General features: G+C 52.0%; 27 protein-coding genes. 14 read left to right on the top strand and 13 right to left on the bottom strand.

Annotated features, from left to right (window positions below; all coding sequences use genetic code 11):
• Positions 1–61 precede the first annotated feature (61 nt).
• Complete coding sequence (gene trhO, locus AC5JPW_RS05675) at positions 62–1,111, top strand: oxygen-dependent tRNA uridine(34) hydroxylase TrhO (protein WP_494238792.1); 1,050 nt, start codon at positions 62–64, stop codon at positions 1,109–1,111.
• A 37-nt stretch (positions 1,112–1,148) separates the two neighbouring features.
• On the opposite strand, the gene AC5JPW_RS05670 is transcribed toward trhO, so the two are convergent.
• The 10 genes from AC5JPW_RS05670 to mdtH all read right to left on the bottom strand — a co-directional run bounded on the left by AC5JPW_RS05670 (position 1,149) and on the right by mdtH (position 8,566).
• Positions 1,149–1,724, bottom strand: a complete 576-nt coding sequence (locus tag AC5JPW_RS05670) for a YceI family protein (RefSeq protein ID WP_494238790.1) — start codon at positions 1,722–1,724, stop codon at positions 1,149–1,151.
• Positions 1,725–1,726: 2 nt separating this feature from the next.
• Positions 1,727–2,293 carry a cytochrome b gene (locus AC5JPW_RS05665; protein WP_494238789.1) on the bottom strand — a complete coding sequence of 189 codons (567 nt, stop codon included), beginning with the start codon at positions 2,291–2,293 and terminating at the stop codon, positions 1,727–1,729.
• A 269-nt stretch (positions 2,294–2,562) separates the two neighbouring features.
• Positions 2,563–2,679 (bottom strand): YceO family protein, encoded by a 117-nt coding sequence (locus AC5JPW_RS05660; RefSeq protein WP_494238788.1) that lies wholly within the window; start codon positions 2,677–2,679, stop codon positions 2,563–2,565.
• A 52-nt stretch (positions 2,680–2,731) separates the two neighbouring features.
• Positions 2,732–3,850, bottom strand: a complete 1,119-nt coding sequence (gene solA / locus AC5JPW_RS05655; protein WP_494238786.1) for an N-methyl-L-tryptophan oxidase — start codon at positions 3,848–3,850, stop codon at positions 2,732–2,734.
• 117 nt (positions 3,851–3,967) lie between these two features.
• The gene (bssS, locus tag AC5JPW_RS05650) at positions 3,968–4,222 is read right to left on the bottom strand and encodes a biofilm formation regulator BssS (protein WP_494241142.1); all 255 of its coding nucleotides are present in this window, start codon (positions 4,220–4,222) and stop codon (positions 3,968–3,970) included.
• A gap of 268 nt (positions 4,223–4,490) precedes the next feature.
• Positions 4,491–4,736 (bottom strand): DNA damage-inducible protein I, encoded by a 246-nt coding sequence (dinI, locus tag AC5JPW_RS05645; RefSeq protein WP_494238785.1) that lies wholly within the window; start codon positions 4,734–4,736, stop codon positions 4,491–4,493.
• A gap of 74 nt (positions 4,737–4,810) precedes the next feature.
• On the bottom strand, positions 4,811–5,857 hold the full coding sequence (gene pyrC / locus AC5JPW_RS05640; protein ID WP_494238783.1) for a dihydroorotase: 1,047 nt from the start codon (positions 5,855–5,857) through the stop codon (positions 4,811–4,813).
• A 112-nt stretch (positions 5,858–5,969) separates the two neighbouring features.
• Positions 5,970–6,530 carry a lipoprotein gene (locus tag AC5JPW_RS05635; RefSeq protein ID WP_494238782.1) on the bottom strand — a complete coding sequence of 187 codons (561 nt, stop codon included), beginning with the start codon at positions 6,528–6,530 and terminating at the stop codon, positions 5,970–5,972.
• Between the two features lie 115 nt (positions 6,531–6,645).
• Positions 6,646–7,293: a glutaredoxin 2 gene (gene grxB / locus AC5JPW_RS05630; RefSeq protein ID WP_494238780.1), complete on the bottom strand. Its 648-nt coding sequence runs from the start codon at positions 7,291–7,293 to the stop codon at positions 6,646–6,648.
• 64 nt (positions 7,294–7,357) lie between these two features.
• A complete protein-coding gene (gene mdtH, locus AC5JPW_RS05625; RefSeq protein WP_494238779.1) occupies positions 7,358–8,566 on the bottom strand; it encodes a multidrug efflux MFS transporter MdtH in 1,209 nt (402 codons plus the stop codon).
• Positions 8,567–8,799: 233 nt separating this feature from the next.
• On the opposite strand from mdtH, the gene rimJ reads away from it, so the two are divergent.
• From rimJ to murJ, 4 genes are all read left to right on the top strand, one after another.
• Positions 8,800–9,384: a ribosomal protein S5-alanine N-acetyltransferase gene (rimJ, locus tag AC5JPW_RS05620; protein WP_494238777.1), complete on the top strand. Its 585-nt coding sequence runs from the start codon at positions 8,800–8,802 to the stop codon at positions 9,382–9,384.
• 9 nt (positions 9,385–9,393) lie between these two features.
• Positions 9,394–10,041, top strand: a complete 648-nt coding sequence (locus AC5JPW_RS05615; RefSeq protein WP_494238775.1) for a YceH family protein — start codon at positions 9,394–9,396, stop codon at positions 10,039–10,041.
• Positions 10,042–10,043: 2 nt separating this feature from the next.
• Positions 10,044–10,967, top strand: a complete 924-nt coding sequence (locus AC5JPW_RS05610) for a Gfo/Idh/MocA family protein (RefSeq protein WP_494238774.1) — start codon at positions 10,044–10,046, stop codon at positions 10,965–10,967.
• A 105-nt stretch (positions 10,968–11,072) separates the two neighbouring features.
• Positions 11,073–12,608 (top strand): murein biosynthesis integral membrane protein MurJ, encoded by a 1,536-nt coding sequence (murJ, locus tag AC5JPW_RS05605; protein WP_494238773.1) that lies wholly within the window; start codon positions 11,073–11,075, stop codon positions 12,606–12,608.
• Positions 12,609–12,668: 60 nt separating this feature from the next.
• On the opposite strand, the gene flgN is transcribed toward murJ, so the two are convergent.
• From flgN to flgA, 3 genes are all read right to left on the bottom strand, one after another.
• A complete protein-coding gene (gene flgN, locus AC5JPW_RS05600; RefSeq protein WP_494238772.1) occupies positions 12,669–13,091 on the bottom strand; it encodes a flagella biosynthesis chaperone FlgN in 423 nt (140 codons plus the stop codon).
• Between the two features lie 3 nt (positions 13,092–13,094).
• Positions 13,095–13,388, bottom strand: a complete 294-nt coding sequence (flgM, locus tag AC5JPW_RS05595; RefSeq protein WP_494238770.1) for a flagellar biosynthesis anti-sigma factor FlgM — start codon at positions 13,386–13,388, stop codon at positions 13,095–13,097.
• Positions 13,389–13,482: 94 nt separating this feature from the next.
• Positions 13,483–14,142, bottom strand: a complete 660-nt coding sequence (flgA, locus tag AC5JPW_RS05590; RefSeq protein WP_494238769.1) for a flagellar basal body P-ring formation chaperone FlgA — start codon at positions 14,140–14,142, stop codon at positions 13,483–13,485.
• A 158-nt stretch (positions 14,143–14,300) separates the two neighbouring features.
• On the opposite strand from flgA, the gene flgB reads away from it, so the two are divergent.
• Genes flgB through flgJ form a run of 9 tightly spaced genes read left to right on the top strand, consistent with a single transcriptional unit; the run spans position 14,301 to position 21,514 of the window.
• Positions 14,301–14,714 carry a flagellar basal body rod protein FlgB gene (gene flgB, locus AC5JPW_RS05585; protein ID WP_494238768.1) on the top strand — a complete coding sequence of 138 codons (414 nt, stop codon included), beginning with the start codon at positions 14,301–14,303 and terminating at the stop codon, positions 14,712–14,714.
• A 3-nt stretch (positions 14,715–14,717) separates the two neighbouring features.
• A complete protein-coding gene (gene flgC, locus AC5JPW_RS05580) occupies positions 14,718–15,122 on the top strand; it encodes a flagellar basal body rod protein FlgC (RefSeq protein WP_494238766.1) in 405 nt (134 codons plus the stop codon).
• Between the two features lie 11 nt (positions 15,123–15,133).
• Positions 15,134–15,820 carry a flagellar hook assembly protein FlgD gene (flgD, locus tag AC5JPW_RS05575; protein WP_494238764.1) on the top strand — a complete coding sequence of 229 codons (687 nt, stop codon included), beginning with the start codon at positions 15,134–15,136 and terminating at the stop codon, positions 15,818–15,820.
• 26 nt (positions 15,821–15,846) lie between these two features.
• Positions 15,847–17,118 (top strand): flagellar hook protein FlgE, encoded by a 1,272-nt coding sequence (gene flgE, locus AC5JPW_RS05570; RefSeq protein ID WP_494238763.1) that lies wholly within the window; start codon positions 15,847–15,849, stop codon positions 17,116–17,118.
• A 20-nt stretch (positions 17,119–17,138) separates the two neighbouring features.
• On the top strand, positions 17,139–17,894 hold the full coding sequence (locus AC5JPW_RS05565) for a flagellar basal body rod protein FlgF (RefSeq protein ID WP_494238761.1): 756 nt from the start codon (positions 17,139–17,141) through the stop codon (positions 17,892–17,894).
• Positions 17,895–17,909: 15 nt separating this feature from the next.
• Positions 17,910–18,692, top strand: a complete 783-nt coding sequence (flgG, locus tag AC5JPW_RS05560; RefSeq protein ID WP_494238760.1) for a flagellar basal-body rod protein FlgG — start codon at positions 17,910–17,912, stop codon at positions 18,690–18,692.
• A gap of 60 nt (positions 18,693–18,752) precedes the next feature.
• Positions 18,753–19,451, top strand: a complete 699-nt coding sequence (locus tag AC5JPW_RS05555) for a flagellar basal body L-ring protein FlgH (RefSeq protein WP_494238758.1) — start codon at positions 18,753–18,755, stop codon at positions 19,449–19,451.
• A 12-nt stretch (positions 19,452–19,463) separates the two neighbouring features.
• Positions 19,464–20,558 (top strand): flagellar basal body P-ring protein FlgI, encoded by a 1,095-nt coding sequence (locus tag AC5JPW_RS05550; RefSeq protein ID WP_494238756.1) that lies wholly within the window; start codon positions 19,464–19,466, stop codon positions 20,556–20,558.
• Complete coding sequence (gene flgJ, locus AC5JPW_RS05545) at positions 20,558–21,514, top strand: flagellar assembly peptidoglycan hydrolase FlgJ (protein ID WP_494238755.1); 957 nt, start codon at positions 20,558–20,560, stop codon at positions 21,512–21,514. The genes AC5JPW_RS05550 and flgJ overlap by 1 nt, the downstream gene beginning before the upstream one ends.
• Positions 21,515–21,561 lie beyond the last annotated feature (47 nt).

Raw genomic sequence — 21,561 nt, 5'->3', positions numbered from 1 at the left:
TAATTGCTTTATGATGCGCCGGTTTTTTAATCTCTACTGTTTTGCAGGAAAAACGTACACCATGCCAGTGTTACATAACCGAATTTCGAACGAAGAGCTCAAAGCCCGCATGCTTGCGGAGACAGAACCGCGCACGACGGTCTCTTTCTACAAATATTTCACCATTGTGAATCCGCAAAGCACCCGCGATGCGCTTTATCAGGCATTCACTAAGCTGAATGTTTTTGGCCGTGTCTACCTTGCACACGAAGGTATCAACGCGCAGGTTTCAGTGCCTGAAAGCCAGCTGCCCGCACTGCGCGAATGCCTTTACGCCTTCGACCCTGCGCTGAATGGTTTGCGTCTGAACATTGCCATTGATGATGACGGGAAATCCTTCTGGGTGCTGCGCATGAAAGTGCGTGACCGTATTGTTGCCGACGGCATTGATGATGAAACCTTCGATGCCAGCAATGTGGGGGATTACCTGCAGGCGGCAGACGTCAATGCGATGCTGGACGATCCCGATGCGGTGTTTATTGATATGCGTAACCACTATGAATACGAAGTGGGGCATTTCGAAGGGGCGCTTGAGATCCCAGCGGACACCTTCCGCGAGCAGTTGCCTAAAGCCGTTGAGATGATGCAGGAGCATAAAGACAAAAATATCGTTATGTACTGCACCGGTGGCATTCGCTGTGAAAAAGCCAGTGCCTGGATGAAACACAACGGTTTTAACAAGGTGTCGCACATTGAAGGCGGCATTATTGAGTATGCCCGCCGTGCCCGTGAGCAGGGGTTGCCGGTGCGTTTTGTGGGTAAGAACTTTGTGTTCGACGAACGTATGGGAGAGCGCATCTCTGATGATGTGATTGCCCATTGCCACCAGTGCGGTACGTCATGCGACAGCCACACAAATTGCCGTAACGATGGTTGCCATTTGCTGTTTATTCAGTGCCCGGCCTGTGCTGAGAAATACAATGGCTGCTGTAGCGAGCAGTGCAGTGAAGAGAGCGCGTTACCGGAAGAAGAGCAGCGCCGCCTGCGTGCGGGCCGTGAGAACGGCAATAAAATCTTTAACAAATCGCGTGGAAGTCTGAACACCAAACTGGGTATCCCCGACCCGGAATAACGGTGAAAGCTGGCCCGGTCCCGGGCCAGCTTGAAACTTATTTCTGCTGCACACCCTCAACCGAGATAATCAGCTCAACATCCTGAGATGCGGGCCCCAGATCGGTGGTGATGCCAAAATCTTTCAGCTTGATCTTGCCGTTGGCTTCAAAGCCCGCGCGTTTGCCACCCCAGGGATCGTCTCCCTGTCCAATCAGTTTCGCATCCAGGGTCACAGGCTTAGTGACGCCATTCAGGGTCAGGTTGCCGATAATATCAAGCCCGTCACCATCCTTTTTGACCTCAGTTGAGGTAAAGGTCGCCTGCGGGAATTTTGCCACGTTCAGGAAATCACCGCTGCGCAAGTGTTTATCACGCTCGGCATGGTTCGTGTCCAGGCTGTTGGTGTTAATGGTGACGCTGACCTTATCTGACGCCGGGTTAGCTTCGTCGAAACTAAAGGTGCCATCGAAATCTTTAAAGGTGCCGTACAGCCAGCTGTAGCCGAGATGCTGAATGCGGAAGTTTACGAAGGCATGCTGGCCCTCTTTATCGATTTTGTAGTCCGCAGCGACCGCGGAACCGGTGGTGAACAGTAGGGCAGAGAGGGTTAATCCCAGCAGGCTTTTCTTCATTTTTACGCTCCAGAGTCAGGCGACGATTTTCCCAGCATGCGCTTGAGGGTGTCGTCTTTATCGATGAAATGGTGTTTAAAGGCGGCAAGCCCGTGCAGCACCGACAGAATGACGACGCTCCAGGCTAACCAAAGATGAATGTCGCCGGCGAGATCCGCTTGTGACCCGGCATCCGCCAGAGTGGCCGGAACCTCAAACAGACCAAAGACGCTAATGGGTTTACCGTCGGCGGTGGAAATCAGATAACCGCTGAACAGAATGCCAAACAGCAGCAGGTAGAGCGCGATATGGGCGACCACGGCGCTAATACGTGTAAAACGGGAATAGTTTTTTAGTGCACCTGGAGGCGGTGATATTCGGCGCCATATCAGTCGTACAATCAGACCCAGCATTAACAGAACACCAATACCTTTGTGTATTTCCGGCGCCTGATGATACCAGCCATCATAATAACTGAGTGTCACCATCCATAATCCCAGGGCAAACATGCCATATACCACCAGCGCAACGAGCCAGTGCAGGGCAACAGAAATAGCGCCATAGCGAGAGGGCGAATTACGCAATTGCATTTTGTTAACCATGAAAAGAGATGTTGTTAATTCAAAATGGCGTGATGAAATCAATAAATCAACTTAAAAATAACATTCAATGATAATATTTATCATTTGTCATTTTTTTTGAATTACTTCTGCGAGGGATGTTCAGTTCATTCGAGAGTTTAGCGTGCTAATTGATGCTTAACTCTTTGTTTATCTCGGTTTTTTGCTGGGTTTGTTATTCAAAAAACTTGTATTTAAATTGTTTTTTCTTAAGTTAATGTCAGTAATTGTCAATATTTTCATTCTGCCCAAATGATATAAACTAAGTCAATTAACGCAATAACAGACCAAAGAACGATATATAACATCAGGTGTTCACGAACATTATTGATCACAAAATGCAATAAGCGACGCATGGGTTCTCCGGATTAATGGAAAAAGAAAGGCGACCCAATGGTCGCCTCAGGATTATCCTGCAAACCGTGCCAGAGAGAATGGTGTTAAATCAAAATTACTGCGTTCGCCCAGGGCAAATTGCGTCGCAATTTCACCTAATACAGGAGCAAATTTGAAACCGTGACCACTCAGGCCCGTCACTACTAACATGTTGGATTGGCCCGGAACGCTGTCGATAATAAAATCTTCATCCGGAGAGTTATCGTAGGTACAGGACGCACCATAAAGGCAGCCGCCAATACCTGGTAAAAACTGGCGTAAAAAAGCAAAGCACTCAGAGCCATCAGAAGCTACGTTACCAAAGGGAACGCGTTCACTGGCATCGCTGATCAACCGACCACCGTTATGTTTTCCTATCTTCAGCTCATTCTCTTCAGCCGGGAATCCGTAATACTGGGAACCATCGGGCATTTCACCGGTAAAGGCCGGGAAGTTATTCTTCTTGCTGTAACGACCATCGGCCTGGAACCAGGCAAAGACTTTACGAACGGGCTGAACAGGTAAATTCGGCACCAGTTTTGACACCCACGTCCCCGCACTGATCAACAACTTTTTACCGCTGAACGTTCCTTCATGCGTTTCAATGGTCACGCCATCGTCTGCAGAATGAATGGCGGTAACAGGGCAGTTAAACAACTGTGCACATCCGGCGTCTTGCGCCAGGCGAATCCAGGTTTTAATGGCCAGTTCGCTACGAACAAAACCGGATTCGGCCTCGAACAGACCGATGTAATCATCCGGGACGCTAATCTCTGGCCAGCGTATCTTCAGCGTGGCGGCGTCCAGTTTCTCGACCGCCAGATTCCACTTCTGTGCACTTTGGGCCACATTGGCGAGGAATTCTGACTGGGCAGGACCGAGGTTAATCACGCCGGAACGTTCGAAAACAGGTTCGCCGCTCTCAGTGGCAAGTTGATCCCAGAGTTGCTGTGCGCGAAGCACCATCGGAACATAGCGCTCACCTTCACCGTAAGCATGGCGAATTAAACGTGTGTCACCATGGTGACTGCCTTCCTGATGAGGAGGTAAATGCGCATCAGTCATCAACACCTTGAGTCCGGCGCGTGATGCGTAATAGCCAGCAGCAGCCCCGACAGAACCGCTACCGACGATGATCAGATCGTATTTCATGTTGTTCTCCAGCGAATGCGTAATCAGGAGGGTAAATAACAGAAAGGCGTTATACAAGGCTGGAAATAAATAAGGCACCCCGATGGGTGCCTGTTGAGTGAATATTGTGCATTATTGCTAATGCCTACGATACTCATTTTCCTGGTATTCGCCTGATTCTATTTTGGCAATGCCCGCTTCTAATATAGATATAAACTGACGGGCAACATCTGTCGTTAACCACAACGTCTGACCGACTTCTGTATCCCCGGAAGCGGGTCTGTTTGGGGTCTGGTAATGCAAGCGCAGCATCAGGGCGTCATAGCTATCCACTGTGCTGATATCCCATCCTACGAGCGGATGGGTCTGGATGACTTCATTATTTTTTTCCATCATAACCCCCGTATGGCGTGTTTAAGGACAACGACTTCTGAGGTTCAATGCATGTTTTGTGAAGCCTTTTCAGTATACCAATATTTAACGTAACGGATCTAATAAATAACACTCTGCAACATTATTTTCATCAGCATGGATTTTTTTGAACAAAAGTGTGGGTACTTAGCCGTTGTTTTTATGCAGGTTAGCAAGACAATAAGATTTTAGCGCAAAAAAAGACAAAAAAGCCGGGGCGACCCGGCAAACACAACACAATGAGAATGAATTAATCCCGGATAAACCAGTCGTCAGCGCTTTCCCAGGTTTCCTGCAGAATTTCAGTTATACGATCTTTGTCTTCTTTTGCGCCGCCGAGGACGGAAAGATTATTCGCGGCAGCATAACGCACCGTAATGGTATTGTCGGTTTCGGGAAAATGATTATTCAAGCGCCGGGAAAACTCCCCGGCCAGCGCGTCAATTGCACCTGGTGGAAGTGGTGATGTTTTAGCGATAGTGACTTCAATGCGCATGGCAGCCCCCTGTATTAATTACTGTATATATATACAGCCACATTAAAAACATTACAACAGGGAGCAATAAAAAATTACTGTTTAACTGTCCAGTGTATGGTTTCGCCAGCAAGGAAAGGAATCAGTGTGTCATCTGTGAGCGCGATAGACTCCATCACCGTTGACTCTTCACGCACTAACTCAACAAAACCTTCGTTGACCGGCAGACCGTAGAAACGCGGGCCGTTCAGCGAACAGAAGCCTTCGAAGTGTTGCAAAGCATTCATTTCATCAAATACGGTCGCGTAACTGGCGAGTGCGGTAGGGGCGTTAAAGCAGCCAGCACAACCACAGCTGGTCTCTTTACGATGACGCGCATGCGGGGCGGAGTCCGTCCCGAGGAAGGCGCGATCGAATCCGCTTGCCACCAGTTCACGCAGCGCCTGTTGATGGATATTCCGTTTAAGGATAGGCAGGCAGTAAAGGTGAGGGCGCACACCGCCGACCAGCATATGGTTACGGTTGAACATCAAATGCTGAGGGGTGATGGTCGCCGCCAGCAGTTCATTGCCTTCGCGCACGTAATCGGCCGCATCTTTCGTCGTAATGTGTTCAAACACCACTTTCAGTCCGGGTAAGCGCTGGCGCAGAGGTTCCATCACGGTTTCGATAAAACGTGCTTCGCGATCGAAGATATCGATGTCTGCGTGAGTGACTTCGCCATGAACCAGCAGCGGCATTCCCAGTTTTTCCATGCGTTCAAGAACCGGCATGATCGCATCAATGCTGGTGACACCGTGGCTGGAATTAGTTGTGGCATTGGCCGGGTAGAGTTTTGCTGCGGTAAACACGTTCTCGTTAAAACCGCGTTCAACTTCGTCGGCCAGCAGGGTGTCCGTCAAATAGCAGGTCATCAGGGGAGTGAAATCATGCCCGGCTGGCACGGCATCAAGAATGCGCTGGCGATAGGCGATGGCGGCATCGACGGTGGTCACAGGCGGTGCAAGATTGGGCATCACGATGGCGCGAGCGTAGGTTGCGCTGGTCCAGGGCACCACGGTTTTTAGCATATCGCCGTCGCGTAAATGGACGTGCCAGTCATCTGGGCGGCGGATTTTCAAAACCTGGGTCTGTGCTGTCATGATAGTGCTCCGGCTGGGTGAGAATCAGTCATTATTGGCTGGTTTTTGCCGGGCACTAAGCATAAGCGTAATCGTTTCCGTTTGCATCCTTTTCCTGAAGAATGCTAACGCGTCAGTCGGTAAGAGGGATGATAATCTCGCCCGGTTTGACCTCAATGCCTTTCGCGTATTTCTTCGCCAGTGCTTCACCTTTACTGCTGTCTTCCCGCAAAACATAGGCCGGACGCTGGTTAAAATAATTGCTCAGGGATTGATTGAGATAAGGCATAAGGGTTTGCAGCACGGTCTGCATTTTTTTCGGCTCAACGGTGGCGTCGACCACTTCCATCTCATGAAGGTAAATCGCCCCTTTATCTTTGTCGAAGACGGGCAAGGCTTTCATTTTCAGCTTTATGGTGGCTTTCTGATTGCCAAACAGTGATGTCATGTCGAGGTTTGCATCACCCGTCAGCGTGATTTTATTCGGTTCTTCCCGGCCGATCTCACTGGCCAGGTTCGTCAGCACAATATGCGCGTCGGCAACGCCGGGCAGGCCGATGTCCTTAGAGAAATCATTGCGTTTTTGCAGCGCCTGATTAATTTCCTGCTCACTGATACTGTACTGTGTTAGCTGATTACATCCCACCAGGACGCCGCTTAAAATGAGTGCAGCGGCAAAAAGAACTTTTTTCATTGTGATCCTCAAAATGTGATCGGGTCGTCTTCCCTGCCCGCAGCATCAACGTTTCGATCTATTAATGCCAGCGGAATTAGCTGAAAGCGGAAGCCGCAGCTTCCGCTGAACGGCATTATATCGCCATTGAAGAGAGTAAGTTTATCTGCGTTTGTTTCGCCATGTTATCGCGGTAGTCTGCCACGCGGGTTGGCCAGACGACACCGGCGACCAGGGTCAGATTGCGCAGAAGCGGGAAGAGGTGAATATCGTCATCGGACAGTTCGCCATTCACCGCATTCGGTTTCACGATGAGCTTGTCCAGCGCCCGTAAATCGTCACTGATGTTTTTGATAAGGCCGGGGGAGTGCGCGAGATGGTCGGCAAAATTACCGAGTGACGCCTCTTTCTTGTTGACGAAGTACGCCCGTGCTTCAGGAGTGGCGAACTCATCAAAACGGGATTTTGCAAAACGAGGAATAAGCAGGCGGTTCAGGTAACCATTGACCTTACGTAGCCAGGCTTCCAGCGCCGGATTGGCCTTCCCGGTGAGCAGAGGTTTGCCGTCGACCTTATCGACGTAATGCACAATATCCATGCTCTCTGGCATATACCGACTGTCGTCTTTTTGCAGAATGGGGGCCATTTTCTGACCGATCATCCTTGTGGGAGTGGCTTCGTCATCACTCAGGAACACATTGAGTTCAACCGGGATATTCTTGAGGCCAAAAATCATGCGGGCTTTGATGCAGTACGGGCAGTGATCGTAAATGTAGAGTTTCACGCTTCTCCTCCATAGTGGTGGGTCATCACCAAAAAGTATGGAGGAGAATAAAAGAGGTGGCAAATCAGGCTTCCGGTTCCAGTATGCGCGGGTGGGTTCGACGATAACCAAACTGCCAGAGCAACGCGAAGAAGGTGATAAGCCCGATGAGCGATAACATCATCCAGGGTAATTCCGGCTGATTAAAGGCTTTACCGGCGTCAAATAACCAGCCACCACCGGCATACCCCAGCGCTCCGCCCAGCGCCAGGCCTAAACGGCTGAACCCCATATAGCTCCCGCGAGCACGGGCATCGGCGAGGGCCGCGCTGAGTGTTTCACGTGCGGGTTCGGCGATGATCGAGCCGATGTAAAACGTACAGATCAGCGTAAATAACTGCTGCAGGTTGCTGACCATACCAATGGGTAACAGGCTGAAAGTCATAAACAGCAGGCCGGCCATCAGCCGGTGCTCAAGGCGAAAGCGTTTTTCGCTCCAGCGTGCAATGGGATAAAGGAGCGTCAGGGACAGGCTAGCTTCTATGGCATACATCCATTTTACTGCTGCAGGGGAACCGGCGATGTCGTTGACCATAATCGGCAGCATTAACATGACCTGCACGGCCAGCATGTAATAACCGGTCAGGGTCAGCACATAGGTGACAAAGTGCTTGTCGCGGCACACGTGGCCCAGCCCTTCGCGCATCGGAATTTTAACGGTAGAGAGCTTCCACGCCGGTAGCCACCAGGCGTTAAATGCAGCACAGAGCACAAACACGGATGCCCCGACGGCGCAGACCAGACGAAAATCATATTGCAGCAGCCAACTGCCGATGAGCGCACCGATAACCGCACCTGCACTGTCCTGCATCATTAGCAGCGAGAAAAAACGGCCGCGCTGAGAAGGGCGGATAAGTTTCACGACCAGCGCCGATCGCGGCGGATCGAACAGTGTGCCGCCCAGACCGGAGAGAATGCAGGAGCACCACAGGACCCAGGGCTCATGTGCGATACCCATGGTGGCAAAACCGGCGGCACGCATCAGCATCCCGGTGACGATGAGCGGTTTGGCACCAAAACGGTCGGCTATTGCCCCGCCGAATACGCCCAGTCCTTGTTGAATGAACTGACGCAAGCCAAGAGCAATCCCCACCATTAAGGCGGCCCAGCCGAGCTGATCGACAAAGCGAATAGAAATCAGTGGGAAAACGACGAAAAAGCCCAGTACAACCAGCATATTATCGACAAGCAGGAAATATTTACCCAGGCTCCTGGCCTGTGAGACGCGTGCCATTTCCCCTCCTGGGAAATTAACAGTAAATTCACCTCTATTTTGCCGCTGCGCCAGCGCTTTTCCCATTGCTGAGATGACAATATTTTTTTATCAAAATCGGGCTTTCATTCAGAGTTCTCATCGAAAACAGTTATGGATAGCGAAAATGTAGGTTGTTGTTTTCACAGAGTGTCTGCGCAAAGGTATAGTAAAGGGAGAGGGTATAGAGACGTAAACCAAAAGAGAGGGACTGAATGTTTGGCTATCGCAGTAATGTGCCCAAAGTGCGCCTGGTGACAGACCGGTTAGTGGTTCGACTGGTCCATGAGCGCGATGCCTGGCGGCTTGCCGATTATTACGCCGAAAATCGACAGTTTTTGAAACCCTGGGAACCTGTTCGCGATGAAAGCCACTGTTATCCCTCAGGCTGGCAGGCCCGCTTGGGTATGATCAATGAATTTCATAAGCAGGGCACGGCATTTTACTTCGCATTACTCGATCCCGAGGAGAAAGAAATCATTGGCGTGGCGAATTTCTCCAACGTCGTTCGTGGTTCTTTCCATGCCTGCTATCTCGGCTATTCGATAGGGCAGAAATGGCAGGGACAAGGCCTGATGTTTGAGGCCTTAACGACGGCGATCCGCTACATGCAGCGCACGCAACATCTGCACCGTATTATGGCTAATTATATGCCACACAATAAACGCAGCGGCGATTTACTGGCGCGTCTGGGCTTCGAGAAAGAGGGCTACGCGAAGGCGTATCTGCTGATTGATGGGCAGTGGCGTGACCACGTGTTGACGGCGCTGACAACAGAAAACTGGACTGCGGGTCGTTAAGGAGAAAACATGAAATATCAACTCAGTGCGACGGAAGCGCGCGTGATTGGTTGTCTGCTGGAAAAACAGGTGACCACGCCTGAACAATATCCTCTGTCGGTGAATGCGGTCTTGACTGCCTGTAACCAAAAAACCAACCGTGAACCGGTCATGAATCTCGGCGAGCATGAGGTGCAGGATCTGCTGGATACCCTCGTTAAACGCCATTATTTACGCACCGTCAGCGGTTTTGGGAACCGGGTGACCAAGTATGAACAGCGCTTCTGTAACTCCGAGTTTGGTGATCTGAAACTGACATCGGCGGAAGTCGCGCTCATTACGACACTGCTGCTGCGGGGGCCGCAAACGCCGGGAGAGCTGCGCGGCCGTGCGGAACGCATGCATAAGTTCAATGACATGGCTGAAGTTGAAAATGCGCTGGAAAATCTGGCGCAGCGTGAAGACGGTCCGTATGTGGTGCGTCTACCCAGAGAGCCAGGCAAACGTGAAAGTCGGTATATGCATCGGTTCAGCGGTGATGTAGAAACGCTTATTAATGTCGTAGAAGCGGCGAGTCCATCCTCGGATGATTTGACCGCCCGCGTCGAAGCGCTGGAGATTGAGGTGGCAGAGCTAAAACAGCGTCTGGACTCTTTACTCGCACATCTGGGGGAATAAGCGTGACAAGATTACGAATTGGCGTCGTCGGTTTAGGGGGCATTGCGCAAAAGGCATGGTTGCCCGTGCTTGGGGCGGCGACAGACTGGACGCTCACTGCGGCCTGGTCGCCGACCCGCGAAAAGGCACAGCCGGTGTGTGATACCTGGCGCATCCCCTATGCGGGCTCTCTTCCTGAGCTGGCCGCCCAATGTGATGCCGTGTTCGTGCATACCTCAACCGCCTCGCATTATGCGGTGGTGAGTGAGTTGCTCAATGCAGGCGTTCACGTCTGTGTGGATAAGCCGCTGGCGGACAACCTCGCTGACGCTGAAAAGCTCGTTGATCTTGCCGCCAGAAAAAAACTGACCCTGATGGTCGGCTTTAACCGCCGTTTCGCGCCCTTGTATCAGGATCTCAAATCCCGCTTGTCTGGTGCTGCCTCTCTGCGTATGGACAAGCATCGTACCAACAGTGTGGGCCCGCATGATTTACGCTTTACGCTTCTGGATGACTACCTGCATGTGGTGGATACGGCGCTTTGGCTCGGTGGCGGTACTGCGTCTTTAGCCAGTGGAACATTACTGACCAACGATGACGGTGAGATGGTTTATGCCGAACATCATTTCAGTGCTGCTGGTTTGCAGATAACCACCAGTATGCATCGTCGTGCGGGAAGTCAGCGGGAATGGGTGCAGGCCGTCACGGATGGGGCGTTGTATGACGTGACCGATATGCGCCAATGGCGTGAGGAAGCCGGGCAGGGTGTGATTGAGCGTCCAATACCCGGCTGGCAGACAACACTGGATCAGCGTGGCTTTGTCGGTTGCGCACGCCATTTTATCGAATGCGTGCAGAATCAGACTGTTCCTGAAACGGCTGGTGAGCAGGCCATCCTTGCTCAACGGGTGATTGATAAGCTCTGGCGTGATGCGATTCGTGAATAACCCTCTGTAACATATGCCGGTAGTAATTCGTGCTATTCCCGGTAGACTAAGCGCTTCGCTATACCAACGCCTGCTTTGCAGGCGTTGTGCCTTATGGAACCTCAAATGAATTTATTAAAATCGCTGGCTGCGGTCAGTTCAATGACCATGTTTTCTCGCGTGCTGGGTTTTGCGCGCGATGCCATTGTGGCAAGGGTATTTGGCGCAGGTATGGCGACCGATGCCTTTTTTGTTGCCTTTAAATTACCCAATCTTCTGCGCCGCATTTTTGCGGAAGGCGCTTTTTCTCAGGCTTTTGTACCTATTCTTGCTGAGTACAAAAGCAAACAGGGTGAAGATGCTACCCGGGTGTTTGTGGCTTATGTCTCAGGCTTGTTGACGCTGGTACTGGCGGTTGTCACCGTTGCAGGTATGCTGGCTGCGCCCTGGGTAATCCTGGTCACGGCTCCCGGATTTGCCGATACGGCAGATAAATTTGCCCTGACGTCGCAACTGCTCAAAATTACCTTTCCTTATATTCTGCTTATCTCGCTGGCCTCACTGGCGGGAGCCATTCTCAATACGTGGAACCGTTTTTCCGTTCCAGCGTTTGCCCCGACCTTCCTGAACATCAGCATGATTGGCTTTGCACTCTTTGGTGCGCCTTACTTCCACCCGCCCGTACTGGCACTGGCCTGGGCGGTAACGGTGGGGGGCGTGCTGCAACTGGTCTATCAACTGCCGCATCTGAAGAAGATTGGCATGCTGGTGCTGCCGCGCGTTAATTTTCGTGATGCGGGTGCAATGCGGGTCGTTAAACAGATGGGGCCAGCGATCCTTGGTGTGTCGGTGAGTCAGATCTCCCTCATCATTAATACCATTTTTGCCTCTTTCCTGGTTTCCGGTTCGGTCTCCTGGATGTACTACGCTGACCGCCTGATGGAATTCCCGTCAGGCGTACTGGGTGTCGCGTTAGGGACGATTTTGCTGCCGTCGCTGTCACGCAGTTTCGCCAGTGGTAATCATGATGAGTATTGCCGCTTAATGGACTGGGGATTACGCCTGTGCTTCCTGCTGGCGCTGCCAAGTGCCGTGGCTTTAGGTATTCTGGCAAAACCACTAACCGTTTCGCTATTCCAGTACGGGAAATTCACGGCGTTTGATGCACTGATGACCCAGCACGCGCTGGTGGCTTACTCCGTCGGTCTTATGGGAATCATTGTGGTGAAGGTGCTTGCGCCGGGGTTCTACTCCCGTCAGGACATCAAAACCCCGGTCAAGATTGCCATTGTCACCCTGGTCATGACGCAGCTGATGAACCTGGCCTTTATTGGACCGCTGAAACATGCAGGACTGTCACTGTCGATTGGCCTTGCGGCCTGCCTTAACGCCGGTCTGCTCTACTGGCAGTTACGCAAACAGAACATTTTTACCCCGCAAGCCGGGTGGGGCAGTTTCCTGACGCGTTTGGTTGTGGCAGTGCTGGTCATGTCTGCGGCATTGGTGGGAATGCTGTACATCATGCCGGAATGGGCGGACGGTAACATGGCACACCGGATCATGCGTCTGATGGCGGTTGTGATAGTGGGTGTTGTGGCCTACTTCGCCACTCTGGCGCTGCTGGGGTTCAGAGTGAAAGAGTTTGCTCGTCGGACAATATAAGCACAAAAGGGAGTCTGCCAGACTGGCGACTCCCGCTCGTTTTACTGAATACGTCTACGTTTAAATGGAAATCTTTTTGCCGCCGCGTGCGCCCGAGAATGTCTGACCATCTGCACCATAGAGACCAGGTTCCTGGTGAGGTTTCAGCACTTCAAGCGCCTTCTGGTTTAGAGCAATTTGCCCTTCAAGTAACCAGCCGTTGTGTTGGTTCAGATCGCGCAAATGTTGCGTTTTTTTAGTGATAATTTGCCAGCGACCTGCCACATCATCGTTCGCGCTCTGCTGCACGTTTTGTGCTGCGCGGCGTTGCTGCTCAAGATAATCCAGAGTAGCGAGCAATGAGCTTTTTTCTTCCGTAATGCGCTGTAACGCGCTGCCATTGATGTGGCCTACGGAAAGCTGTTTTTGCTCAGCATCCATCACGTCTTTTAACGCGTTCAGGATAACTGTCATTTGATCAAGAATGTCTGACAGTCCATTCATCAATTATTTACTCTGTAAGTAACTCTGCACGTCACTGATCAAGGCATCGGCAATTTTGCCAGTGTCCATTTTCAGCTCGCCATTGCGGATCGCGGTTTTTAACTGCTCAACGCGTTCCATATTAATATCATTTGAACCCGGCTGAATCAGTTTGGCCTGCGCGTCACTGATAGTGACGTTGGTGCTGTTGGTTGTCGCTGATTTTTCCTGGCGTACTTTTTGGGCCTGTGTTTCACTGGCTTCACGCGGTTGTACGGTGCTAACCGGTTTTAAAGGCGATGTACGATCAATGCTCATAATGTTTCCTCAGTGAGGTTTCCCGGCGTTTGGGGGCTTCCAATCTTCAGTCGTTGCTTATTTATCGGCAGTCACCGCAATTTCTTTAAAAAGATTATAGATTAATAAGAATATTCCCATCAGCCCCCACCGTCCCACTGACAATCTGACCTGACGCCATGCGAACCCGGGCATTCTGTGCCACCGCGGCATTGTTTAGCGCCTGACCTTCACTGTTTACACTAAAGCCTTCACCATTGGCAATGACCTGTACCCGCTGACCTGCTTTAACCCGCCACGCCTGGCGAAGAAGAGTAAGCTGCACGGGTTGCCCTGGGGCTAAATCGCGCAGACTGATCGAGTCTTGTGCCTGCGCAATATCGAGCATTGTTTTTGGTGGCAATTGGTCGAGTCTACCCCGGGCGAGTTTGACAGTACCGGGTTCCAGCGAACTGCCTCGGGCAATGGTCTGCGCTGCTACCACATAGTTTCCCGTCGCCTGAACGTTCACTTGCAAATAACGCTTTTCGTTTCCACACATCGCCAGAACATTGATGTTGCCCCACAGTTTGGCACTACCCGTCACATTCAATGCAGGTTGCTCGCAGGCAGGAAGAAGATTTTGTGGCGTGCGTACTTTTACCACCACTTCATCACTCAGGCCCATCAGACGCTGCGTGAAAAATGCAGTCAGCTGCGCATTGAGGTCCTGTGCAAACAGATAAGGGCTTAATAACAGCAAGACTGCGGCTAAACCGATTTTTAAGTTGTTCATCGCAGACTCCTGCCTGTGGAAGGGATGACAGGATTCTAACCGGGGAGCAAATCTATCAACGCAATAAATAGCGACGCATTTTGCTCTTATTCTGACGATAACGCGCACGTAATGAGATTTAAGCTATTGACTAAATAATTCTCATCAGCGGGGAAGTCATGCTCGATAAACTTGATGCCGCGTTACGGTTCCAGCAAGAAGCGCTGAACCTGAGCGCTAAGCGCCAGGAAATCCTGGCCGCGAACATCGCCAACGCCGATACCCCAGGGTTTCAGGCTCGCGATCTGGATTTTTCCAGTGAGCTTAAAAAAGTCATGGAGCGTGGTCGTCCTGAGACAAACGGCGTTTCGCTGGCATTGACTTCCAGCCGCCATATTCCGGCACAGGCTGCCTCTACGTCGTCTACCGAATTGTTATATCGCATTCCCGACCAGCCTTCCCTGGATGGTAACACCGTCGATATGGACCGTGAGCGTACGCAATTTGCAGACAATGGCGTGAAATACCAGACGGGTCTGACCGTGCTTGGCGGGCAGATTAAGAGCATGCTCAGCGTGCTACAGGGGAACTAATAGATGGCACTACTGAATATCTTTGATGTTGCCGGTTCTGCACTGACTGCACAGTCCAAACGTCTGAACGTGGCGGCCAGTAACCTGGCCAACGCCGACAGCGTGACGGGGCCTGATGGTCAACCCTATCGTGCAAAACAGGTCGTCTTTCAGGTTGATGCTGCACCTGGTCAGGCAACCGGTGGCGTAAAAGTCGCTGAAGTTGTTGAAAGCCAGGCGCCAGACAAATTGGTTTATGAGCCGGGTAATCCTCTGGCGGACAACAATGGCTACGTCAAAATGCCTAACGTTGACGTCGTGGGCGAAATGGTGAACAGCATGTCCGCCTCACGCAGTTACCAGGCAAACGTTGAAGTGCTCAATACCGTTAAGAGCATGATGCTCAAAACGCTCACTCTCGGCCAGTAAAGGAGACGTCAATGTCTATCGCCGTAAATGTGAATGACACAACAAGCAGCAGTGTCAGCTCCACCAGCAGCAGTAGCAGTTCTTCTTCGCTGACCACAAGCAGCGCATCGGACCTGCAAAGTAGCTTCCTGACTCTGCTGGTTGCCCAGCTGAAAAACCAGGACCCAACCAACCCATTACAGAACAACGAACTGACTTCGCAGCTTGCGCAAATCAGTACGCTGAATGGTATCGAAAAACTCAACACCACCCTGGGGTCAATCTCCGGTCAGATTGATAACAATCAGTCCGTACAGGCCAGTGCCTTAATCGGTCATGGTGTGATGATCCCGGGCACAACGGTGCTGGCAGGCAATTCTACGACCACCCCATTTGGCGTTGAGTTGTCACAAGCGTCTGACAAAGTGACCGCTACCATCACCAACAAAGATGGCACCGTGGTGCGTACTATCGAAATCGGTGCACTCAGCGCTGGTGTTCATACTTTTTCCTGGGATGGCAAACTCACCGATGGCTCTGCGGCGCCAGACGGTTCATACAAAGTTTCTATTGCTGCGTCCTCCGGCACGACGCAGTTGGTTGCTCAACCTTTGCAATATGCATTGGTTCAAGGTGTAACTCGTACTTCTACTGGCAGTACCTTAGATCTCGGTACTTACGGTAATACTACGCTCGACGATGTTCGGCAGATTATTTAAGCCTTAACACTTATCAGGAGTAAGTCATGGCCTTTTCACAAGCGGTCAGCGGTTTAAATGCTGCAGCCACTAACCTCGATCTTATTGGTAACAACATCGCCAACTCCGCCACCTATGGCTTTAAATCCAGTACAGCGTCTTTCGCAGACATGTTTGCAGGATCTAAAGTTGGTCTGGGCGTTAAAGTAGCGGGTATTACTCAGGACTTTAACGACGGTACAACTACCAGTACCGGTCGTGGTCTGGACGTAGCCATCAGTCAGAGCGGTTTCTTCCGTTTAACGGACAGCAACGGTTCTGTTTACTACAGCCGTAATGGTCAGTTCACTCTGGATGCTAACCGTAACCTGGTTAACATGCAGGGGATGTCTGTGACGGGCTACGCGGCAACCGGTACTCCTCCGACTATCCAGACGGGTGGTAACCCAGTGCCTATCAACATTTCCAGCACACTGATGTCGGCGAAAACCACCACCACTGCGACAATGCAGATGAACCTTAACTCATCTGATGCCCTGCCGACCGTCACGACCTTTGACCCGACTGACGCCAACAGCTACAGCAAGAAATCGCCAGTGACCGTTTATGACTCTCAGGGTAACTCCCATGACATGAACGTTTACTACGTTAAAACAGGGGATAACAAGTGGGATGTGTATACCCAGGATACCAGTGTAACTGGTTCGACTGCGGTAAAAGCAGCTCAGATGACCTTCGATGCGAATGGTAATTTACAAGCGGTTAACAACTGGGATGCTCAGGGTACCACGCCTGAAACCTATGTACTGAACACTACAGCGAACACGACACCAGCCATCAACGTCACCACTGGCGCTGTGAGTGGCGCGACCCCGGCAACATTCTCACTGAGCTTCCAGGGTTCTATGCAGCAGAACGTGGGCGTCAGCGCAGCCGTGACGACGACTCAGAATGGTTACAAACCTGGTTCGATGGTGAGCTACACCATTAATGATGATGGCACTGTTGTGGGCAAGTACTCCAACGAACAGACTCAGTTGCTGGGTCAGATTGTGTTGGCGAGTTTCTCCAACAACGAAGGCCTGAAATCTGAAGGTGATAACGTCTGGTCTGAAACTACGGCTTCAGGTGTTGCGCTGCTGGGTGCTGCGGGTACAGGTACTTTCGGTACCCTGACCAACGGTGCGCTGGAAGCGTCCAACGTGGATCTGAGTAAAGAGCTGGTGAACATGATCGTCGCGCAACGTAACTATCAGTCGAACGCGCAGACCATCAAAACCCAGGATCAGATCCTTAATACCCTGGTTAACTTGCGTTAATCGCCTGACGGGATGGCCTAATGGATCACGCAATATATACCGCGATGGGCGCAGCGAGCCAGACGCTGAACCAGCAGGCTGTCACCGCCAGCAACCTCGCAAATGCTTCAACCCCGGGTTTTCGCGCGCAGTTGAATGCGTTGCGCGCGGTACCGGTTCAGGGGATGTCGGTGCCGACCCGTACACTGGTCATTGCATCGACACCTGGTGCCGATATGACGCCGGGCGAAATGAACTATACAGGGCGTCCACTCGACGTGGCTATGCAACAGGACGGCTGGCTGGCCGTTCAGGGTAAAGATGGCAGCGAAGGCTATACCCGTAACGGTAATATCCAGGTCACGCCGACGGGACAGCTAACGATCGGCGGACAGCCAGTTATCGGTGAAGCCGGTCCTATTGCTGTACCGGAAGGTTCGCAAGTGACCATCGCCGCTGACGGTACGATTTCTGCTTTGACCGCGGGCGATCCGCCGAACACGGTATCACCGGTAGGTAAGCTGAAACTGGTAAAAGCGCAGGGCAGCGAAGTGGTTCGTGGTGATGACGGTTTATTCCGCCTGAACCAGACCGCACGAGCCACGCGTGGACAGGTTTTGCAGCCTGACCCGACCATCCGCGTGATGTCGGGTGTGCTGGAAGGCAGTAACGTTAAACCGGTAGAAGCAATGGCGGATATGATCGCCAGCGCCCGCCGATTTGAGATGCAAATGAAAGTGATTGGCAGCGTTGATGAAAATGCGCAGCGCGCCAACCAGTTGCTGTCTCTGACCTAATAAACAGGATTTCTTATGATCAGTTCATTATGGATCGCTAAAACCGGCCTTGATGCGCAGCAAACCAATATGGATGTCATCGCCAACAACCTGGCGAACGTAAGCACCAACGGGTTTAAGCGTCAGCGTGCGGTATTTGAAGATTTGCTTTATCAGACTATTCGTCAGCCCGGCGCTCAGTCTTCCGAACAGACTACGCTACCTTCGGGTTTGCAGATTGGTACGGGTGTGCGTCCCGTGGCGACTGAACGTCTTCATAGCCAGGGCAACTTGTCTCAGACCAACAACAGCAAAGACGTGGCAATCAAAGGCCAGGGCTTTTTCCAGGTGCTGCTGCCGGATGGAACGTCTGCATATACCCGTGATGGTTCATTCCAGGTTGACCAGAATGGCCAGTTAGTTACGGCGGGTGGCTTCCAGGTTCAGCCAGCGATCACCATTCCTGCAAACACGCTTAGCATTACCATTGGTCGTGACGGTGTGGTAAGTGCCACCCAGCAAGGTGCTGCGGCTGCGGTGCAGGTTGGCCAGTTAAACCTGACGACTTTTATGAACGACACGGGACTCGAGAGTATCGGTGAAAACCTGTATATCGAAACCCAATCTTCGGGTGCGCCAAACGATACCACGCCTGGCCTGAATGGGGCAGGGTTGTTGTATCAAGGTTATGTGGAAACCTCGAACGTTAACGTGGCTGAAGAACTGGTGAATATGATCCAGGTACAGCGTGCGTATGAAATCAACAGCAAAGCGGTATCCACTACCGATCAGATGCTGCAGAAACTGACGCAACTCTAAGGCGCATTCCGGCGCGGTCATTCATACCGCGCCGGAACCCTGATTTCGAAGATGAATGTGATGCAAAAAATCAGCACCGGCCGTTACCCTGTTTTGGCTTTACTGGCTGCCACCTTATCCGGGTGTGCCTGGGTTCCTTCAACTCCGCTGGTGCAGGGCGCAACCACCGCCCAACCAATGCCAGGCCCTGTTCCTGTGGTCAATGGTTCTATTTACCAAACCGCGCAGCCGATTAACTATGGCTATCAGCCGCTGTTTGAAGACAGACGTCCGCGTAATGTGGGCGACACGCTGACGTTGGTTCTGCAAGAAAATGTCAGTGCGAGCAAAAGCTCATCGGCTAACGCCAGCCGTGATGGCAAGAGCAGCTTCGGTATGGATACCACGCCACGCTATCTCGAAGGACTGTTTGGTAACGCCCGTGCGGATCTCTCCAGCTCAGGCAGTAACTCCTTTAACGGTAAAGGTGGCGCAAACGCCAGCAACACCTTCAGTGGCACCTTGACCGTGACGGTCGACCAGGTGCTGATCAACGGCAATTTACATGTCGTGGGTGAAAAACAGATCGCCATTAATCAGGGCACTGAGTTCATCCGCTTCTCGGGTGTCGTGAATCCACGCACCATCAGCGGCAGCAACACAGTTCCTTCCACTCAGGTGGCGGACGCGCGCATCGAATATGTCGGCAATGGCTACATTAACGAAGCGCAGAACATGGGCTGGCTGCAGCGTTTCTTCCTTAACTTATCGCCGATGTAACCGGGGTGAATTATGTTTAGATATCTGACTGGACTTGCGTTGATTCTGCTGGCGACTGTCGCCCAGGCTGAGCGTATCCGGGATCTCACCACTGTACAGGGCGTACGTGAAAACTCCTTAATTGGTTATGGTCTGGTGGTCGGTCTTGATGGGACGGGCGACCAGACGACGCAAACACCATTCACTACCCAAAGTATTAACAACATGTTGTCGCAGATGGGGATCACCGTTCCTGCCGGCACCAATATGCAGTTAAAAAATGTCGCGTCGGTGATGGTGACGGCCCAGTTACCTGCTTTTGGACGCCAGGGGCAAAGCATTGACGTGGTTGTTTCCTCAATGGGTAACGCCAAAAGCCTGCGCGGCGGTACGCTGTTGATGACGCCGCTTAAAGGGGTGGACAGCCAGGTTTATGCGCTGGCCCAGGGGAATATCCTGGTCGGTGGCGCTGGAGCATCTGCGGGGGGCAGCAGCGTGGCGGTTAACCAACTCAACGGTGGTCGTATCACTGGCGGCGCGGTGATTGAACGTGAACTGCCGTCTCAATTCGGTAACGGCAATACCATTAACCTGCAGCTCAATCAGGATGACTTCACCATGGCACAGTTGATTGCCGATACGGTGAACCGCCGTGGTATGGGCGGTGCAACTGCACTGGATGCCCGTACCGTACAAATTCGTGTGCCACAAGGTGGCAGCTCCCAGGTCCGTATGCTGGCCGATATCCAGAACCTGGAAGTCGGGACCGCGCCTCAGGATGCCAAAATCGTCATTAACTCCCGAACGGGCTCCGTGGTCATGAACCGCGAAGTGACGCTGGATACCTGCGCGGTTGCACAGGGTAATCTGTCCGTGACGGTGAACCAGTCTGCAAACGTCAGCCAGCCAAATACGCCGTTTGGTGGCGGTCAGACGGTTGTTACGCCACAAACGCAAATCGATCTTCGCCAGAGCGGTGGTTCACTGCAGAGCATTCGTTCCAGTGCCAATCTGAACAGCGTTGTGCGTGCGTTGAACGCCCTTGGTGCGACACCGATTGATCTGATGTCTATCCTGCAATCAATGCAGAGTGCGGGTTGCTTACGCGCCAAGCTGGAGATCATCTGATGCTGACTGATGGCCGTCTGAATGCAAGTGCAGCCTGGGATGCGCAATCCCTCAATGAGCTCAAAACCAAAGCCGGACAGGATCCGCAGGCCAATATCCGGCCAGTGGCCCGTCAGGTGGAAGGGATGTTCGTGCAAATGATGCTAAAAAGCATGCGCGAAGCTTTGCCGAAAGACGGTCTGTTCAGCAGTGATTCGACACGGCTGTACACCAGCATGTATGACCAACAGATTGCTCAGCAGATGACGGCCGGAAAAGGGTTGGGTCTGGCTGAAATGATGGTTAAGCAGATGACGGATGGTCAGGCGCCGGTTGATCCTGGCGATCAGGTGCAGCAGGTGCCGATGAAGTTTGATCTGGAAACGGTCAATACTTATCAAAATCAGGCGCTGACGCAGATGGTTCGCAAAGCGCTGCCACGAGCACTTGATAACGACGATGAACCGATGAGCGGGGACAGCAAAGACTTCCTCGCTCAACTCTCCTTGCCTGCGCGCCTTGCCAGCCAGCAGAGCGGCGTCCCTCACCACCTGATCCTTGCCCAGGCGGCACTGGAATCCGGTTGGGGGCAACGCCAGATCAAACGCGAAAATGGCGAGCCAAGCTTCAACCTGTTTGGTGTGAAGGCCACTTCAAACTGGAAAGGTCCGGTGACCGAAATTATGACCACCGAGTTTGAGAATGGCGAAGCCAAAAAAGTGAAAGCTAAGTTCCGTGTCTACAGCTCTTACCTGGAAGCACTCTCGGATTATGTAGGCATCCTCACTAAAAACCCACGCTATGCGGCCGTCACCAATGCTGCAACCGCAGAGCAGGGCGCTCAGGCGTTGCAGAGCGCTGGGTATGCCACGGATCCTAAATACGCGCAAAAACTCACCTCCATGATTCAGCAACTTAAATCTATGGGTGAGAAGGTCAGCAAAGCGTACAGCAATGATATTGAAAATCTGTTCTGAAACGGCTCAAGTTCAGCTCAAGGTTGCCGATAATCGTTAACAGGACT

The sequence above is a fragment of the Phytobacter sp. genome (assembly GCF_059074235.1).
Note: the sequence above shows the minus strand (reverse complement) of the source record. Positions and strands in the feature narration are given on the sequence as shown.

Bases quoted from the DNA above. Each gene is read 5' to 3' on its own strand.
- trhO (WP_494238792.1), top strand. From the start codon at position 62: ATGCCAGTGTTACATAACCGAATTTCGAACGAAGAGCTCAAAGCCCGC.
- rimJ (WP_494238777.1), top strand. From the start codon at position 8,800: ATGTTTGGCTATCGCAGTAATGTGCCCAAAGTGCGCCTGGTGACAGAC.
- flgC (WP_494238766.1), top strand. From the start codon at position 14,718: ATGGCACTACTGAATATCTTTGATGTTGCCGGTTCTGCACTGACTGCA.
- flgM (WP_494238770.1), bottom strand. From the start codon at position 13,388: ATGAGCATTGATCGTACATCGCCTTTAAAACCGGTTAGCACCGTACAA.
- flgN (WP_494238772.1), bottom strand. From the start codon at position 13,091: ATGAATGGACTGTCAGACATTCTTGATCAAATGACAGTTATCCTGAAC.
- flgA (WP_494238769.1), bottom strand. From the start codon at position 14,142: ATGAACAACTTAAAAATCGGTTTAGCCGCAGTCTTGCTGTTATTAAGC.
- flgJ (WP_494238755.1), top strand. From the start codon at position 20,558: ATGCTGACTGATGGCCGTCTGAATGCAAGTGCAGCCTGGGATGCGCAA.
- flgE (WP_494238763.1), top strand. From the start codon at position 15,847: ATGGCCTTTTCACAAGCGGTCAGCGGTTTAAATGCTGCAGCCACTAAC.
- flgD (WP_494238764.1), top strand. From the start codon at position 15,134: ATGTCTATCGCCGTAAATGTGAATGACACAACAAGCAGCAGTGTCAGC.
- flgB (WP_494238768.1), top strand. From the start codon at position 14,301: ATGCTCGATAAACTTGATGCCGCGTTACGGTTCCAGCAAGAAGCGCTG.
- AC5JPW_RS05615 (WP_494238775.1), top strand. From the start codon at position 9,394: ATGAAATATCAACTCAGTGCGACGGAAGCGCGCGTGATTGGTTGTCTG.
- mdtH (WP_494238779.1), bottom strand. From the start codon at position 8,566: ATGGCACGCGTCTCACAGGCCAGGAGCCTGGGTAAATATTTCCTGCTT.
- AC5JPW_RS05565 (WP_494238761.1), top strand. From the start codon at position 17,139: ATGGATCACGCAATATATACCGCGATGGGCGCAGCGAGCCAGACGCTG.
- AC5JPW_RS05670 (WP_494238790.1), bottom strand. From the start codon at position 1,724: ATGAAGAAAAGCCTGCTGGGATTAACCCTCTCTGCCCTACTGTTCACC.
- pyrC (WP_494238783.1), bottom strand. From the start codon at position 5,857: ATGACAGCACAGACCCAGGTTTTGAAAATCCGCCGCCCAGATGACTGG.
- AC5JPW_RS05550 (WP_494238756.1), top strand. From the start codon at position 19,464: ATGTTTAGATATCTGACTGGACTTGCGTTGATTCTGCTGGCGACTGTC.
- AC5JPW_RS05635 (WP_494238782.1), bottom strand. From the start codon at position 6,530: ATGAAAAAAGTTCTTTTTGCCGCTGCACTCATTTTAAGCGGCGTCCTG.
- AC5JPW_RS05660 (WP_494238788.1), bottom strand. From the start codon at position 2,679: ATGCGTCGCTTATTGCATTTTGTGATCAATAATGTTCGTGAACACCTG.
- solA (WP_494238786.1), bottom strand. From the start codon at position 3,850: ATGAAATACGATCTGATCATCGTCGGTAGCGGTTCTGTCGGGGCTGCT.
- murJ (WP_494238773.1), top strand. From the start codon at position 11,073: ATGAATTTATTAAAATCGCTGGCTGCGGTCAGTTCAATGACCATGTTT.
- bssS (WP_494241142.1), bottom strand. From the start codon at position 4,222: ATGGAAAAAAATAATGAAGTCATCCAGACCCATCCGCTCGTAGGATGG.
- AC5JPW_RS05665 (WP_494238789.1), bottom strand. From the start codon at position 2,293: ATGCAATTGCGTAATTCGCCCTCTCGCTATGGCGCTATTTCTGTTGCC.
- dinI (WP_494238785.1), bottom strand. From the start codon at position 4,736: ATGCGCATTGAAGTCACTATCGCTAAAACATCACCACTTCCACCAGGT.
- flgG (WP_494238760.1), top strand. From the start codon at position 17,910: ATGATCAGTTCATTATGGATCGCTAAAACCGGCCTTGATGCGCAGCAA.
- AC5JPW_RS05555 (WP_494238758.1), top strand. From the start codon at position 18,753: ATGCAAAAAATCAGCACCGGCCGTTACCCTGTTTTGGCTTTACTGGCT.